Source organism: uncultured Methanobrevibacter sp. (genome assembly GCF_947170395.1).
Lineage (GTDB): Archaea > Methanobacteriota > Methanobacteria > Methanobacteriales > Methanobacteriaceae > Methanocatella.
This window is the reverse complement of record NZ_CAMVTE010000002.1, coordinates 44,512-60,482: the sequence shown is the minus strand read 5'-3', so window position 1 is coordinate 60,482 and position 15,971 is coordinate 44,512. Positions and strand designations below refer to the sequence as shown.

General features: G+C 34.3%; 21 protein-coding genes and 1 riboswitch. Of the genes, 8 read left to right on the top strand and 13 right to left on the bottom strand.

Annotation, left to right across the window (positions count from 1 at the left end):
* Window position 1 precedes the first annotated feature (1 nt).
* The 4 genes from Q0W04_RS00980 to Q0W04_RS00965 all read right to left on the bottom strand — a co-directional run bounded on the left by Q0W04_RS00980 (window position 2) and on the right by Q0W04_RS00965 (window position 1,813).
* On the bottom strand, window positions 2-796 hold the full coding sequence (locus Q0W04_RS00980; RefSeq protein ID WP_298499066.1) for an HAD family hydrolase: 795 nt from the start codon (window positions 794-796) through the stop codon (window positions 2-4).
* A gap of 8 nt (window positions 797-804) precedes the next feature.
* Window positions 805-981 (bottom strand): hypothetical protein, encoded by a 177-nt coding sequence (locus Q0W04_RS00975; protein ID WP_298499062.1) that lies wholly within the window; start codon window positions 979-981, stop codon window positions 805-807.
* An 82-nt stretch (window positions 982-1,063) separates the two neighbouring features.
* Entirely contained in the window at window positions 1,064-1,423 is a 360-nt protein-coding gene (locus tag Q0W04_RS00970) for a hypothetical protein (protein WP_298499059.1), read from the bottom strand.
* Between the two features lie 27 nt (window positions 1,424-1,450).
* Window positions 1,451-1,813, bottom strand: a complete 363-nt coding sequence (locus Q0W04_RS00965; RefSeq protein WP_298499055.1) for a hypothetical protein — start codon at window positions 1,811-1,813, stop codon at window positions 1,451-1,453.
* Between the two features lie 211 nt (window positions 1,814-2,024).
* Between Q0W04_RS00965 and gatA the strand changes: the two genes are divergently transcribed.
* The 3 genes from gatA to Q0W04_RS00950 all read left to right on the top strand — a co-directional run bounded on the left by gatA (window position 2,025) and on the right by Q0W04_RS00950 (window position 5,376).
* Complete coding sequence (gene gatA / locus Q0W04_RS00960; protein ID WP_298499052.1) at window positions 2,025-3,395, top strand: Asp-tRNA(Asn)/Glu-tRNA(Gln) amidotransferase subunit GatA; 1,371 nt, start codon at window positions 2,025-2,027, stop codon at window positions 3,393-3,395.
* A gap of 73 nt (window positions 3,396-3,468) precedes the next feature.
* A complete protein-coding gene (locus Q0W04_RS00955) occupies window positions 3,469-4,962 on the top strand; it encodes an AAA family ATPase (RefSeq protein WP_298499049.1) in 1,494 nt (497 codons plus the stop codon).
* Entirely contained in the window at window positions 4,963-5,376 is a 414-nt protein-coding gene (locus Q0W04_RS00950) for a hypothetical protein (RefSeq protein WP_298499046.1), read from the top strand.
* Here the strand turns inward: Q0W04_RS00950 and ribB are convergent, their stop codons facing one another.
* On the bottom strand, window positions 5,377-6,060 hold the full coding sequence (ribB, locus tag Q0W04_RS00945) for a 3,4-dihydroxy-2-butanone-4-phosphate synthase (RefSeq protein WP_298499043.1): 684 nt from the start codon (window positions 6,058-6,060) through the stop codon (window positions 5,377-5,379).
* A 50-nt stretch (window positions 6,061-6,110) separates the two neighbouring features.
* A riboswitch (FMN riboswitch) is annotated at window positions 6,111-6,243 on the bottom strand.
* A gap of 191 nt (window positions 6,244-6,434) precedes the next feature.
* Here ribB and Q0W04_RS00940 point away from each other — a divergent pair.
* Both Q0W04_RS00940 and Q0W04_RS00935 read left to right on the top strand, forming a co-directional pair.
* Complete coding sequence (locus Q0W04_RS00940) at window positions 6,435-6,653, top strand: hypothetical protein (RefSeq protein ID WP_298499040.1); 219 nt, start codon at window positions 6,435-6,437, stop codon at window positions 6,651-6,653.
* A gap of 53 nt (window positions 6,654-6,706) precedes the next feature.
* Window positions 6,707-6,895 carry a hypothetical protein gene (locus tag Q0W04_RS00935; RefSeq protein WP_298499037.1) on the top strand — a complete coding sequence of 63 codons (189 nt, stop codon included), beginning with the start codon at window positions 6,707-6,709 and terminating at the stop codon, window positions 6,893-6,895.
* Here Q0W04_RS00935 and Q0W04_RS00930 read toward each other — a convergent pair.
* The 4 genes from Q0W04_RS00930 to Q0W04_RS00915 form a co-directional block, all read right to left on the bottom strand.
* Entirely contained in the window at window positions 6,892-7,266 is a 375-nt protein-coding gene (locus tag Q0W04_RS00930) for a DUF120 domain-containing protein (protein ID WP_298499034.1), read from the bottom strand. The genes Q0W04_RS00935 and Q0W04_RS00930 overlap by 4 nt on opposite strands.
* 130 nt (window positions 7,267-7,396) lie before the next feature.
* Window positions 7,397-7,699, bottom strand: a complete 303-nt coding sequence (locus tag Q0W04_RS00925; protein WP_298499032.1) for a heat-shock protein — start codon at window positions 7,697-7,699, stop codon at window positions 7,397-7,399.
* The gene (locus Q0W04_RS00920; protein WP_298499030.1) at window positions 7,689-8,159 is read right to left on the bottom strand and encodes a hypothetical protein; all 471 of its coding nucleotides are present in this window, start codon (window positions 8,157-8,159) and stop codon (window positions 7,689-7,691) included. Before Q0W04_RS00920 ends, Q0W04_RS00925 begins: the two co-directional genes overlap by 11 nt.
* Window positions 8,156-8,278, bottom strand: coding sequence for a hypothetical protein (locus tag Q0W04_RS00915; protein WP_298499027.1), 123 nt, complete (start codon window positions 8,276-8,278; stop codon window positions 8,156-8,158). Before Q0W04_RS00915 ends, Q0W04_RS00920 begins: the two co-directional genes overlap by 4 nt.
* 183 nt (window positions 8,279-8,461) lie before the next feature.
* Between Q0W04_RS00915 and tfrA the strand changes: the two genes are divergently transcribed.
* Complete coding sequence (tfrA, locus tag Q0W04_RS00910; protein ID WP_298499024.1) at window positions 8,462-10,105, top strand: fumarate reductase (CoM/CoB) subunit TfrA; 1,644 nt, start codon at window positions 8,462-8,464, stop codon at window positions 10,103-10,105.
* Here the strand turns inward: tfrA and Q0W04_RS00905 are convergent.
* Together Q0W04_RS00905 and Q0W04_RS00900 are read right to left on the bottom strand one after the other, a co-directional pair.
* Window positions 10,098-11,390: an amidohydrolase family protein gene (locus Q0W04_RS00905; protein WP_298499022.1), complete on the bottom strand. Its 1,293-nt coding sequence runs from the start codon at window positions 11,388-11,390 to the stop codon at window positions 10,098-10,100. The genes tfrA and Q0W04_RS00905 overlap by 8 nt on opposite strands.
* 42 nt (window positions 11,391-11,432) lie before the next feature.
* The gene (locus tag Q0W04_RS00900; protein ID WP_298499020.1) at window positions 11,433-11,642 is read right to left on the bottom strand and encodes a histone family protein; all 210 of its coding nucleotides are present in this window, start codon (window positions 11,640-11,642) and stop codon (window positions 11,433-11,435) included.
* 202 nt (window positions 11,643-11,844) lie between these two features.
* Here Q0W04_RS00900 and hisG point away from each other — a divergent pair, with 202 nt between their 5' ends.
* Both hisG and pyrB read left to right on the top strand, forming a co-directional pair.
* Window positions 11,845-12,705 carry an ATP phosphoribosyltransferase gene (hisG, locus tag Q0W04_RS00895; RefSeq protein ID WP_298499018.1) on the top strand — a complete coding sequence of 287 codons (861 nt, stop codon included), beginning with the start codon at window positions 11,845-11,847 and terminating at the stop codon, window positions 12,703-12,705.
* A gap of 10 nt (window positions 12,706-12,715) precedes the next feature.
* Window positions 12,716-13,651, top strand: a complete 936-nt coding sequence (pyrB, locus tag Q0W04_RS00890; protein ID WP_298499015.1) for an aspartate carbamoyltransferase — start codon at window positions 12,716-12,718, stop codon at window positions 13,649-13,651.
* On the opposite strand, the gene Q0W04_RS00885 is transcribed toward pyrB, so the two are convergent.
* Both Q0W04_RS00885 and Q0W04_RS00880 read right to left on the bottom strand, forming a co-directional pair.
* Window positions 13,644-14,813 (bottom strand): Cdc6/Cdc18 family protein, encoded by a 1,170-nt coding sequence (locus tag Q0W04_RS00885; protein ID WP_298499012.1) that lies wholly within the window; start codon window positions 14,811-14,813, stop codon window positions 13,644-13,646. The two genes, pyrB and Q0W04_RS00885, sit on opposite strands and share 8 nt — an antisense overlap.
* A 636-nt stretch (window positions 14,814-15,449) precedes the next feature.
* Window positions 15,450-15,923, bottom strand: coding sequence for a DUF2299 family protein (locus Q0W04_RS00880; protein ID WP_298499009.1), 474 nt, complete (start codon window positions 15,921-15,923; stop codon window positions 15,450-15,452).
* Window positions 15,924-15,971 lie beyond the last annotated feature (48 nt).

The window sequence follows — 15,971 nt, the reverse complement described above, 5'->3', positions numbered from 1 at the left end:
ATCAGAAATCAATCATTGTAACCTCGAATATGTCTTCAATGACATAATCAGTCTTGTCCATCATTTTAGGGGATACTTCCTCCTGCTGTTCGATGGTTAAGACACTGACGTCGGCATTTTTAAAAGCAAGTATGTCATTAAGACCGTCACCGACCATCATGACCTTATAGCCGGCATCCTTTAAAATGGATACTACTTCACATTTACCTCTTGTTGAAACTGTTCCGTAGGCATTGTCTTCGGGAACATCCAACATGTTCGCAAGCTTGTTGATAGCACCTTTTCTGTCTCCGGAGGCAATGAATATTTCAATACCCCTTGACTTTAAGGTTTCTACAGTTTCGAAAACCTTTGGGAAAAACTTGCCAGCTGAAGTAATTGTATAAGCCACAATGCCCAAATCCATATCAACGATTAATGCAGATCCGTTGCACAGCTCCATATGGGGAATCTTTTCGCGAAGAATGTCAAAGCCGTCGGTAATGTCTGAAATAGTGGAAGTCTTTTCATTATCGAGGATTTCCTTAACTTCAGCCTTAGAAACCTGTTTGGTAGAAAAGCTAATGTCAAAATCGATGTTATATTGTTTGATGACATCTGAAATTAAGGTATCCGAATCAAGCTTCAGCAATTTGTTTGTGTTGAACTGAAGGACAACCAAAGCAAGAGCATCAGCCTGGTCAATCAAATCTAAAGAGTTGATGTCTGTGAAAATGTTACCGTTAATGACATCCTTAATTACCCTATATCTTTCTATTAATGTTCCTGAATTATCAAATACGACCGCTTTTTTCATTTAAACCACTAAACAATGAACAATTTAAACTCCGGAATTTCACTTTTGCCGTCGAGCCAATTGAAGATTAATTCCTTGATATTAGGAGTTTTAGCTTTAACTTTTGATTTATATTCTAGGAAATTTTCATAATCATCGGGATAAGTTTCTTCGAGATATTTTTCATACTCTCTCCGGTTTTCCATAGATATTTTCTCTTCCCTATAAATATTAAATAAAATACCAACATTACCAATCCTTAATCTGCTATCAAAAGATTCTAAAATTTCAGTCATTATCATCACACTTAATTATAATTTGTAAAAAATAAACATTATATTTTTCCATTCTTAGATTAAATTCTTTAATAAATTTTGAAAGATTTTTTGAAATATATTTTTCAAAAAGGATTTGCTCTTTTACTCGTTTATCCAAAATAAAGGGATGAGTATTTTGGAGTTGTTTAATTTCGTTACTCCTCTCATTATTAAAACACCAATTAATAAATGCCAAATACAAATTCCAATCCTGTTTAAAAAGATTAAATAATTCAGCATCAAACTCTTTATTGTCATTTATAATAATTCCTATTTTTCCATGGGAAGTAATTACCATAAACTTCAAAAATGGTAAAATAGTATTTTCCAAATCATTAGACGATGGAATAATAGCTCCTTAAAAATGATTATGGAAAGTAGCCAGAACATTTCCGTCTAAAATTTCTTTTTTAATAATTTCCGGAATAATAACATGCTCCTCATCACCTTCAATTAAATCAGCAATAATTTCAAAATTTAGATCTAATACAGTTAAAAACTCTTTAGAAGAATCAAATGTATTTAAACAATGATAGATAGCCACCCAAATAATCTCCTTAAGTTCATAATGTTGTGAAATCAAATTTCTAAATAAATCAATGTTGTTAATATGATAATCCCCTTCAAAATCTTCAGCCATCTCAAAATTATCAACAGGATTTAATTTCTCAAAGCGAAGTAAATTTTTAAACTTAAAGGTTATTTTATCAATCAAAGTCATTATTGACACCAAAATTATGTTAAATAGCTATTTTTTATTTTTAATTTGAATTTTAAAGTATTTAAATCGTTTAGTTTTAAATAAAAGCAATTTTACAGTGTTAAAGCAATTCTACAAAGTCAAAGCAATTTTTAGTTAAATAAAAAAACAACTTTATAAACCTTAAAAAATAGAATATTAATATTATAAATTACGATTATTAGGTGTTTTAATGAACGTTATTGAAAAGTTAAACTCCATTAAAAATGGAGAAATGACAGCTAAAGAAAATGTAGAAAGCTTCATTAAAGTTATTGATGAAAATAACGAAAATATTAATGCATTCATTGAATTGAACTATGAAAATGCATTAAAACAGGCTGAAGCTATTGATGAAAAGATTGCCAACGGCGAAGAAGTTGGTGCTTTAGCTGGTTTAGTATTTGGTATAAAAGCAAACATTAATGTTGAAGACATGATTATTTCAGCAGCTTCTAAAACTCTTGAAGACTACATCGGAAGCTATAACGCTACAGTAGTTGAAGATATATTGGCTGAAGACGGAATAATTATCGGTATTTTAAATATGGATGAATTTGCAGCAGGAAGTTCAACTGAAACCTCATACTATGGTCCGACCCAAAACCCTGCGGCGATGGGCAGAATCCCTGGAGGCTCATCAGGCGGTTGTGCTGCGGCAATTGCAGCTGAAATGTGTGACATTTCAATCGGTTCCGATACCGGAGGATCCATCAGAAACCCTGCATCACACTGTGGAGTCGTCGGATTCAAACCGACCTACGGCGCTGTTTCAAGACAGGGTCTTCTTGACCTGTCAATGAGTCTTGACCAAATCGGACCATTGGCAAAGGACGTAAGCGGTATTGCACTTGCATTAAATACAATTGCAAAATATGACGAAACCGAATGTACCACCCTCAACTGGGAAAAGCCTGACTTTACCGAAGTATTGGATGACACCAGTCTTGAAGGCATGAAAATTGCGGTATGTAAGGAATTCATTGACGTTACTGATGAGGAAATCAACAAAACCGTGAATTTGGCAATAAACAAACTTGTTGAAGCTGGTGCTGAACTTGTTGAAGTAAGCTTTGACTACATCGACTTATGTTTACCTACATATTACCTGATTAACTACGTGGAATTCTTCTCAGCTACAAGAAAATATGACGGAAGGGAATACGGATCCAGAATTGAAGAGGTCTGTGGAGAAGAAGTATTGAGAAGAATCAAAACCGGTTCACATATTGCGGAAGCTGAATTCAGCGGAAAATACTACAAACAGGCTCTTAAAGCAAGATCCGTTATCAGAGGAGAAATTACCTCAATGCTTGAAAACGTTGATTTGATTGTAGGACCTACAGTTCCTAAGCTTCCTCACAAGATTGGAGAGGAAATCGAACCTATGGAAATGTATGCCTACGATGTATTGACTGTAATAGCTAACCTTGCAGGAATTCCGGCTGGAAGCATAAAAGCCGGTGAAGTTGAAGGCATTCCTGTAGGATTGCAGATTCAGGCAAAACCGCTGGATGACTTGAAAATTATCAAAGCAATGAGTGTTTTTGAAAACACTCAATAATTTTATTTTTTTTATCAAAAATTTTACACTTGAAATGCACCTTTAAATACTATATTAATGAGAGGTATTTTGTATGACAAAAATTGGACTTGCCTATATAAACGGATCAGTTCCCGGATTTGAAGATTTTGGAAACTTACCGACCGATATCGTTAAGGAAAACGGTTTGGTAAATGGAAACAAAGCATCAGATGAACTGGATGCATTAATCATTCCCGGCGGAACATTGATTGAGTCAAATGACATTAACATGGACCTCAACAGAGAAATCAAAAAAATGGCTCGTGACGGAAAACCGATTATCGGAATATGTGCAGGCTTTCAGCTGCTTTCAAACCAGATTGATATAGGAAGAAAATCCCCAGTGCCAATCGTCAAGGACGGCCTTGGACTGATTGATGTTAATTTCTCACCGTTGATAACAAGTGACAGGGTAAAGGCAAAGGTATATGACAACTCATTTCTGGTTAAAAATCAAACCGAAGACGTTACCGGTTTTCATACCCACACTTACGGCAAGGTTGAAGGGGATGCCAAACCTCTTTTCTATTCACAGGTTCAAAGGATGAACTATGGCGATACAAACAAAAAAGGCGATTACAACATCTTTTCCGGAGCATGCAACGACGACGAAAACGTTATCGGTACAATGATTCACGGCATTCTGGATGAAAATCCAGTTCTTGTAGACAATATAGTAGAACAAATAGATATACAGGACCTCGATGACATTTACAATAGAAATCTTGAAGTCAAAAAATATCTCGAAAGCGAAGTTGGAATCCATACAGGAATCAAAGTGCCTGCAGTTAAACCGATGGGAAAACCAAAATACCTGATGATTGGAAGTAACGGATCCGACTCAGGCAAAACCTTCATACTCACAGGATTGGCCGGAGCCCTAAGAAAAAGAGGCTATAAGGTTGCACTGCTTAAGGTAGGCCCTGATGTACGTGATATTATACCTGGACTTTACCTGACAAAAGGAAAAATGGAAGATTATGCATCAGTGAAAATCGGACACCTCGGTTGGGCCGACATCGAATCTACTGTCGCGAAACTCAACTCATCAGACTATGATATTGTACTTATCGAAGGGGTAATGAGTGTATTTACCGGTCTTTTAAACGAAAAAGTACCTTTTTCAGCAGCAGAAATAGCAATGTCATCAAACATTCCGATGATATTGGCTACAGGCGTCAACAAGGGTGGAATTGAATCCGCAGCGATAGATATCGTTGCACAGGCCAATATGCTTGAAAAATTCGGAATCTCTGTAGAAGGAATCTTGCTCAACAAGGTATACAATGACGATATATTCGACAATGTGGTTCCATACATCAAAAACAACACAAGTGTCGATAGAATATTAAAGCTTCCGAAACTTAAATCAGCCGACATGAGAGGATTCATTCCGGAAGTGGAAATAAGATATGAACTTTTCACCTCACATGCAATGGATCTTATTGAAAATAACTTAAATATCGATGAGATTATCAATATGGCCCGTGAAGTGGAATTTGAAAAAATATATTCCTTTGAGGAAATCAAAAGTAGGATGATATAAATGGCTCTTAATTTAAGTCCCGAAAAAGGCGTGAAACTTACAAAAAAGGATAGGGCGCATGTTCTAGTTAAAATGAAACAGGGTTGGAAAGCAACCTGCTTTATACCGGATTATGTTTTTGACGAAAATGGCGACATACAGATCGGATCTGATAAAAACCGCAGAATCGTTAGAATCGTCAAATTCAAGGACGACGGAATTCATATAGAAAAAGCGCTTAAAAACAAAAATTTAAGGGTTCCATGGATAAAAATCACTGAAATAAACAAATCAAAAGAAGTTAAGGATGGTTTGGAAATCAGAATGAATGATGGAAAATATGTCGCATTCAGCATTTACAATTCATACAAAATCCAACAGATTACCCAATTCATTGCAGAATATATTGTAGAAAAAAAGAATAATTTGAATTAATTATTCTTCTAAATATTTATTTATGACGTCTTCGCCTCTAAGCAGGACTAAACCGTTTTCTTCAGCGTATTTGCGAGCATCAGCGATTGATGTAGCTTTACCGGTTTCACCATCCATCATTTCACAGACTACACAAACCGGTGTAACGCCTGCAAGTTCACATAATGCAAGACCGATTTCAGTGTGTCCCTGTCTGTTTTTAACAAGTCCTTCTGCTCCTCTTAAAAGACATACGTGACCTGGAGACCTGAATGTTGCACCGAATTCATCGAATCTTTCTTCTTTCATCATCAATGCGGATTCGCTAATGGTCATTGCCCTGTCGACATCTGTAATTCCGGTAAAGGATTTCCTGTGGTTTACCCAAATTGAAAATGAGGATCTCTCATCATACGGAATATCGGTAGGTGCAAGTTTTGCAAGTTCAGGATATGTTTCAGTTGCCGCTTTCATGATATCAACCATAAAAGGCAAATGAATAGCTTCACAAAAATCAGCGTGTAAACAGTTGCAGATAAGACCGCCTGCATCATTTCTCATGGTTGCAACGGATTTAGGGGTTACAAATTCGGAAGCGATAATCATATCAACTTCGCCTTCCCTGTCATCGTCGTCAAAAACCAGAACGAATTCACCATTTCTAATAGCTTCTAGAGCTTTATCTAAGTTTGTTTCTTGATTCATAGTAACACTCCATATTTACTAGAACCCGGGCTAAAAATAACTGAATAACTATTTCTTCTCTTCCATCCGGACTATCACCGTCGGTTTTGGAATCTCACCAAATCAACACGTCTATGTGCTCGTGGACTTATTTTTAAAAAATCACCACCGGTGGGGAATTGCACCCCGCCCCCGAGAACGTATTATCAAATATATTTATCATGTATAAAATACTTTGTGGTAACCTTTGCTAGGGAAATATTGCCCTGATAGTAAAAAATTGCTTTGACTTTAAAAAATTGATTTAAGAGTGTAAAATTGTTTTTATAGGAAACTAAAAAGTTAAATAGATTTAAATATTATTTTAATATATATTTAATAAATTAGGTGGAAAAATGGGTGCAGTACACGATTATGGTGAAAGAAAAAGAGAAGAAGGCTATAAAGAAGGTTATAAAGAAGGTTATGAAATAGGTTACAAAATAGGATATAATTCATTTGCAACATATATGATTGAAAAAGGCGAATGTAATGAAGAAATACAAAAAGAAACAGGTTTACCTCTAGAGGAAATCAAAAAAATAAGAAAATATTTAAAACTATACAATAATTAGTTAATTTAAATTTTGCAAAAAGTAAGCAGCAATCTTATGCATTAGGTGGAAAAATGAACGCAGTATACGATTACGGACAAAGACAAAAAAAAGAAGGAAAAATTGAAGGGAAAAAAGAAATATGCGAAAAAATGGCTATATACATGATTAAAAATGGAGAAACCGATGAAAAAATACAAAAAGAAACAGAACTAACACCAGAAGAAATCAAAAAAATAAGAAATGAACAAAAAAACGTCTAAAACTCTAAAGATACGCTGTCACCATCTTTGAGGTTTAACTGATCTCTCAATTTATTTTCAGCAATAAACTCCAAATAATTCTCTTCATGTGTAGTTTTTGCTGGAAATACAATAGCTCCGGATACTTCATCGTTTAATTTAGCTTCAATGTATTTTACAGCTCCAAATTCTGTATCCGGCTTGATTAAATTTTCGCAATTGTTTTTAATTTCATTTATTTCATCCAAATATTCATCGCTTACAACAACATTCAATGTTCCGGGGTACGGAATAAAACCCAAATTTTTCTTAAACTCCTTTGTGTAAAAGTCCTGTGATAAAAAGTATGCTGCCTTTCCCAAACCGGTTGTAACTTCACCATCTATTTTCATGAAATAACCTCTAATTAAATTAAATGAATCATATCAACTAGTATAATAATTAATAATATCTTTGATTTAAATTAACTTCACAATATAAGTATAATTTTTACTATTAATTATCTACATCATCCAATTAAAACTATTCATTAACCAAAAACAATGGTTCAAATTTAGGATATTTTTCTAAAAAAATGTGAATTTCACTTTCCAATACTTCATCCAAACTTAAACCTGATTGTCCATTTTCAATTTTGTGTTTTAATAAACGATCAGAATATGTCTTTTTATTTTCCACATTTTTTCCCAAGTTAAATAATATTTCATTAGGTAAATTGCTTCTTATAACAAAAGGAATCCAATCATCTAACATAATCAAATCAGAATAAAAATCTTCTAATTTATCTTCACACAATGAATATTTTAAATTTCGTTTAAATTGCATTATATACATCCCCCATGATGATAATAATAGCCAATTTTTTTGAATAATTCTTATACAATGTTTTATATATTGTTCTAGTTGGTAAAATCCATTCGTTTAAATGTTGTGAATAATTACCTTTAATCATTAACTCTTCTATATACGCGCCATTGGTACCAATGGGCGCTAAAATTTTAATTAAAAAATCTCCAAAATCCAAATTTGAATTTGAATCAAAAGTTGTAGACAATGGAGTGTTAAAAATTCCAACTTCACCTTCATTAACAATGAAAAAATCATTGAAGACACGTCTAAATAAGATGGAGTTAACTTTAATGTTATCATATTTAGAAATACCTTTATTTAAAGTATTATGAAATGTTTCTAAATATTCATCAACATGATTATCCCTAGACCTTAAATAACTTAATAATGGAAAAGAATCTATACCCCACATTAAAAAAAAACTTTTTTTCCTCATTTGTTAAATTTGGAGGAATGGGATATAATTCCGCTAACATGTGCATAATATTTTTTATTCTTTATAAAATCTTTAGAATAATCATTAAAAGATTCTTCTAAATTTTCAATATCTAACATATTAATTAATTCCTAAGCTTTATTTAATAAAATTCAAAATAATATTTGTTAAAACAAATATTTAAAAATTATCTTGGCTATTAAAGCAATTTAACAGGATTAAAGCAATTTTGATATAAAAATAAAACTTATTAACAATTAAAAATAAATGTAATAATGAAAAAATTTTACAGGGTTATTGAAATGGAAATAAAAACTATCTCAACAGATGTATTGATTATCGGATCTGGAGGAGCAGGTTCAAGAGCAGCTATTGAAGTTGATGATGCAGGTTTAAAAGCTACTATTGTATCTAAAGGTCTTTCATTCAGGTCTGGCTGTACTGGAATGGCAGAAGGAGGATACAATGCTGTATTTAAAACCGTTGACAAGGACGATTCAATAGAAGCTCACAAAAAGGATACATTAAAAGGCGGAAGCTTTCTTAACGATGAAAAACTGGTTGAAATTCTTGTAAACGAATCACCAAAAAGACTGATTGACCTGGAAAACTTTGGTGCTCTTTTTGACAGACAGGAATCCGGTGAAATTGATCAAAGGCCATTTGGAGGTCAGACATACAGAAGAACCTGCTATCAGGGAGACAGAACAGGTGCTGAACTGTTGAATGCACTTAAAGAGGAGATAATCAGAAGAAATATCGAATGCATCGAAGAGGTAATGATTACATCACTTGTAACCGATGGAGATGAGGTTATCGGTGCAACAGGACTTGACCTTAAGGATTCAAGTCTAATCTATTTCAAGGCAAAATCAACCATCCTGGCCAGTGGAGGAGCCGGACAATTATTCCCTGTAACATCAAATACATTTCAAAAGAATGGAGATGGTTTTGCAATAGCCTATCGTGCAGGAGCCAGTCTGGTGGATATGGAACAGATACAGTTCCACCCAACAGGAATGGTGGCACCTGAATCCAAAAAGGGAGTTTTAGTAACCGAAGCCGTAAGAGCCGAAGGCGGAAAACTCATAAACAAGGATGGCGAAAGGTTCATGAGCAAATACGCTCCCGAAAAGATGGAACTTGCTACCCGTGATGTCGTTGCCCGTTCAATATATCAGGAAATCATTGAAGGGCGAGGAACAGAAAACGGCGGAGTCTATCTTGACATCTCCCACCTGGATGACGACTACATTGAAGAAAAGCTTGAAACTATGGTTCTTCAATTTGAAAATGTGGGAGTTGACATCAAGCACGGCCCTATAGAAGTTGCTCCAACAGCACATCATTTCATGGGCGGGTTAAAAATTGATACTGATGCATCAAGTTCTCTTAAAAACCTGTTTGGAGCAGGAGAAGTCTGTGGAGGAGTCCACGGAGCTAACCGTTTAGGCGGGAACGCTTTGGCTGATACTCAAGTATTTGGAAAAATCGCCGGTGAAAGTGCCAGTGCGGCTGCAAAAGACACCCAAATCAAAACCAACGATGAACAAGTTCAAAATGAAGCTTCAAGAATTGAAGGCCTAATCAAAAAAGGCACAATCAAACCTAAAGACTTCAAAAACAGAATCAAAAGTCTGATGTGGGAAAAGGTAGCTATTGTGCGTGAAGAAAAAACTTTAAATGAAGCACTAAAAGAACTTCAGGAAATGCAAAAAGAGCTTGGCAATCTGGATGTCAGCGACAAAAAGCAATACAATGGCGATTTGGTTACTGCCCTTGAAGTAATAAATATGGTTGAAATCTGTATTTTAACCGTGAAATCAGCTATTCTTAGAAGAGAAAGCAGAGGTGCGCACTTCAGGTCTGATTTTCCGGAAACTCTTGACGAATGGAAAAAGAGTATAATATTCAATAAAAATAAAATAGAATTTGAAGCTAGATAGCTTCTTTTAATTCTTTTATGGCCTGTCTGGCTTTATCATAAATTGCCTGTTCATCTAAAACAGTCAATTTCTTATTTTCCATCAATATTTTACCGTTGCAGATTGTAGTATCGACGTTTGAGCCGTTTGCTGAGTAAATTATATTGGAACTTAAATTGGTACTGTCTGGAACCATGTTGGCTGAATCGGTGTCGATTAAAATAATGTCCGCTTTTTTGCCGACTTCAATGGAACCGACCTCATCATCAATTCCCAAAGCTTCAGCACCCTTAATTGTAGCCATTTCTATTGCCTCATCTGAAGTCAGCACCTTAGGATCAAGTGTTGAAACCTTTTGAAGCAGACTTGCTGTTTTTAGCTCTTCAATCAAATCAAGATTATTGTTTGATGAAGCACCATCGGTACCTATTGAAACGCAAATGTCGTTTTCAATCAGTTTAGAAACAGGAGCTATTCCTGAAGCCAATTTCATGTTACTGCATGGGTTGTGTGAAATTTTAACATCGTTTTTCTTGATTATTTCAATTTCTTCATCACTTAACCATACACTGTGTGCAGCAACAACATCCGGACCTAAAAATCCTATTTTATCCAAATATTCAAAAGGCCTTAGTCCTTTTTCAGCTGAAATGTCATTGATTTCCTTTTGGGTTTCTGAAACGTGTATGTGGATTCCCATGTTGTATTCATCTGCAAGTTCACGGACTTTGATTAACAGTTCCTCTGAAGCTGTGTACGGTGAATGAGGACCGAAAAATACCTTGATTCTTCCATCTGCCATTCCGTTGCAGTTTTCAAATAAGGTCAAATTCTCCTTGATTTCCGCTTCCCTTTTTTCTGCGTCTCCAAAATCAATCATACCGTATGACAGTACTGCCCTTATGCCTGCTTCATCCACTGCACGGGCAACGTCTTCCATATAAAAGTACATGTCGGAAAATGTGGTTGTTCCGGACTTGATAAGTTCAACCGCTCCCAAAAGAGCACCGATATAACAATATTCGCCATTGAGGTTGGCTTCCATTGGCCATATGTGATCATTCAGCCAGCTGTCGAGACTCAAATCGTCAGCCAGTCCTCTGAACAATGTCATGGATAAATGTGTATGGGTATTTATAAATCCAGGAAGTAAGATTTTTCCTTTGGCATCGATGATTTTATCAACGCCACTTTCATCAATTTCATCGGAAATTTCACAAATAAGATCGTTTTTGATTAAAAGAGATTGTATTTTTTGTCTGTTTAAAATAAATGCATCTTTGATTAAAATAGTATTATCACTCATAATAACACCTTAAAAAAATAAAAAAAAGTTTAGCTAATAAACTTATTCTAAGTTTTTGATAGCTAATTTAATATCTTCTGGTTTAATAGTTTTACGTTTTGCGATTTTAGCAACATTGTTTGCTTCTTTAGCTACTTCACGAGCAACTTCTTCTAAGTATGCAGCTAATTCAGCTTTTGCATCTTCGCTAACTCTTTCAGCACCAGATTCTTTGATAATTCTTGCGATAGGAGCTTTTGGTATTTCAGACATATTTTCACCTCACAATAATTTTTCAAACTTATTATTAATGCTGTTAATAATAAGCTAAATAGATTATTATATGACTTAATATTTAAATATTTTGCAAAAATCAAGTATCTGGTAAAAATAAGAACTTTAATTATTAATTAGTTAAATTTAATATTATAGACTTTACAATATATTATCAAAAATAAAAATTCGAGTAGATATGATGAAAATAAAAATTGCAATTCCTTCAAAAGGAAGAATAAGTGAACCTTCAATAAACATCCTGGAAAAGGCAGGTTTAGGATTAATCGATAAAAGCAACAGAAAATTGATTTCCAAAACATTTAATGATGATATTGAAGTAATGTTTGCAAGAGCATCAGATATTCCTGAATTTGTAAACGATGGAGTTGCAGATATGGGAATAACAGGTGTTGACTTGATTCAGGAAAACGAAGCGGATGTAGCGGAAATGCTGGACTTAAGGTTCGGACAGACAAAGCTTGTCCTTGCCGCTCCGGAAGAATCAAACATCAATTGCGTTGAAGACATTACAGAAGATATGAAAGTGGCCACCGAATTTCCCGCACTTACAAAAAAATACCTGGATGAAAAGGGTCTTGATTTAAAGATTGTCAAACTGAGCGGGTCTACAGAAGCAGCCCCATTTATCGGAATAGCCGATTTGATAACAGATTTGACAAGTACCGGAACCACACTGAAAATGAATCATCTTGAAATAATTGACGTGATTCTGGAAAGTACAATAAAACTCATTGCCAACAAAGACAGCTTAAAGACAAAAAATGAATTGATTGAAGCGGTAAGTACAAGTATAAAGGGTGTGCTTGACGCCGAAAGGAAAAAGCTTGTAACAATGAACGTCAAAAAGGAAAATCTGGATAAAGTTAAAGAAGTCCTGCCTTCAATGGGCGGTCTGACAGTTTCAGAAGTACTGTCCGAAGAAAAGACCGTTGCCGTTCAGGCAGTGATTGATGAAAAACAGGTATTTGAACTGGTTAACGATTTAAGAAATGCAGGAGCAAAGGATATTCTTGTAATTCCTATTGAAAGAATAATTTAAAATTTAAGGGTTGATTAGAATTTTTAAACTGAAAAATATAATATCCATAAAAGATTTTGAAAGAGAAGACATCGAATATATTCTCGATGAAGCATCAAAGCTCGAAGACATTGCCAAATCAAAAGAGGTTTCAGAAGAACTTAAGGGAAAACTTCTTGGTTTAATGTTTTTTGAACCTTCCACAAGAACAAGAATGTCATTTGAAACAGCAATGAAACGTTTGGGAGGAGAATGTATAGGATTTGAAAGCAGCGGATCCAGTTCCGTTTCCAAAGGTGAAAGTATTGCAGATACCGCTAAAATGTTTGAAGGCTACAGTGACGCTCTTGTAATAAGGCATGAACTGGAAGGGGTTTCAAAATTCATTTCAGACATTGTTGACGTTCCTGTAATAAATGCAGGTGACGGTGCCGGCCAGCACCCTACACAGACACTGCTTGATTTGTACACAATCAAAAAGGAAATCGGTGAAATTGACAATCTGAAAATAGCTCTGATTGGTGATTTGAAATTTGGACGTACAGTACACTCCCTTTCAAACGCATTGGGAATGTTTAAAAATGTCAAGATATATCTGGTTTCACCTCCTGAGCTTAAAATGCCTCAGGAAGTCCTTCACGACATCAACAAAACAAAAGTTACATGGGAAGAGTCTGATTCAATCGAAAAGATAATCGACGATGTTAATGTCCTGTATGTAACAAGAATTCAAAAAGAGCGCTTTGGAGATATTGACGATTATCTAAAAATAAAAGGTGCATATATAGTCAATAAAAAGATGCTTGAAGGCAAGGACTTGATTGTAATGCATCCATTGCCTAGAATAGATGAAATTGCCACAGACGTTGACAACACAAAATACAACAAGTATTTCACACAGGCAGCGAATGCCGTTCCCGTCAGAATGGCAATACTTAAAACATTGATAAAAAACAACCCTAAATAGAGAAAAGGGTTGTTTCAAGTAATGTTTCATCACATTGAAGTTTAATTATATTTGTTCTTCCCTTTCCACGACCTCTTGAAACGGTGTTTGTAGAAATAATACCTAACAGTTCCAGTTCATTGATAAAGTCAAATATTCTTCTGTAGGTAACTGAATCCTTTTTGGATATTTCCTTATATTCATCATATAATTTACCTGAAGATATTTCTTCACCTTCTTTTGTTAAGTTTAAAATAGCCTCTAAAACCCTTTGCTGTTGGAGAGGCAGTGTGGAAATTATTTCTATAACCTTATTGTGCTCTATTTTATCTTTTGCCTTTCTAACATGATCGCTTGTAACCTTTTCTGAATCCTCATCAAAAGCCAATTCACCTGCATTTTTCAACAAATCAAGTGCGTATCTTGCATCACCCTCTTCCTTGGCTGCCATTGCAGAACATAGAGGAATCACATCATCATCCAAAACCCCTTCATTGAATGACAATTCTGCCCTTTCAGCGAGGATATCTGAGAGCTGATCTGCACCATAAGGAGGAAATACAATTTCCTTATCGTTTAGGCTGCTGGTTACCCTTGACTTGATTAGATTTTTAAAGTCAAGATAGTTACTGATTGACAATACTGAAACGTTGTCTGTTCTGGTCAGGGTGTATAGGATTCCATCTCCATCCTTGTCAAGCAATATGTCAATTTCATCCAGAATAACTATCAAATGCAGTCTGCGTCCAAATGCATTGGTTCTGAAGATGTCCCTGAATGTATTAACAACTTCCCCTTTGGTCCATCCACGGTTTGGAACGTCACGTCCCAGTTTATTACACAGCTGGGCAAGAACCTGGTACTCTGTAGTATAGTCAGTGCATCTGATATATTCAACTTTAACGAAAACATTTTTCTTTTGAGAAATCTCAATGAGCTGTTCACGTGCGAACTTTGATGCTGCAGTCTTTCCTGTTCCTGTCTTACCATAAAGGGTAACGTTGGAAGGAGTTACATTGTTTAATACATCAACCCAATACTTTGCAATCTGTCTGATTTGATCTTCCCTGTGAACCAGCTTGTCGGGAAGGAACCTGTGATCCAATGGGCGCTTATCCTTAAATATACTCTTTGAAACCAAGTCGCCCCAGTCATTTTCTAAATCTTCAAAAACATTTGACATAAATACACCACACAATAATATTAATAAAAATAATTAGGTATAATTTCCAGTGTTAATAATATTATTGACCTGATAAATAAAGGTTTGTATTACAATATTGATTAAAGTTAATAAAATTGTGGGAAAATGAAAAAATTAAATTGATTAAAATCATTTAAAACAAATATAAATCTATAAAATTAATATATTTTAAATTAATATTAATATAAATCTTTAAATTTTGAAATAAAATCAAAATATCGATTTAAATTTAAAACATGAAATATTACTATTTCAAATATAAGATAACAATTTCAAGTGTAAATATCTGATATAGACAATGAAAATAAGGCCTCAGATGGCTCTATCAGACATTTTTAAAAAAAAATTATCATGATTTGTAATTGAGACAGAGAGGTCAGTTTCAAGTGTAAACAATTTCTTCCAAAAGCCAAAAATCAAGACATGAATTTCAAGTGTAACATTGGCGTGAATTTGACATGCAAATGTAAAAAATATGAAAACCGAAAATAAGGTGGTGAAATCAAAAAATAGAGAAAAAACAGAGAGATAAATTTCAAGTGTTTACAGTTGAAATATACCCCTTCAGTCTTAATATACCTTCGCAGGCGTTATACTTGAAATGCACCTCTCCCTCTATACGAACATGTCATTTTCATTTTGGGATAAATTGACATTTACGAATTTCTGATCAATAAGCCAAATGCAGTGTAATTTTGATTTGAAAACTCTTTTCAGGGTTCTTATTAACATGTCCTTGGTTAGGCCATCTTCAAATATCTGTTCGGTAATTATAAACTGCTGTAATATGTCCTGGTTAATCTGAAGTTCAAAATCAACAAGGAAATTATTCAATCCAAAATTCAATTCCATTAAAAAATCCTTATTGGTTTTTTTATCAGCTCTTTTCATCAAATCAAGATGTTGCGGAGCTACCTGTGTTGCACATGCAATTACAATACAGTCTTTTTCTTTTGGTTTTACAACATCCATTATATTATCCTTTGGAAACTCGACAATATAGTGAAAATCAGCATTTTCATCATATTTCATCTCTAACAACAAATCTTCGTCAAGTAACCATTTTTCTACGTTTTCTTCGATATTCATAATATCATCATCTAAAAAATTATTAATAATAAATTATTTATTTTTTTA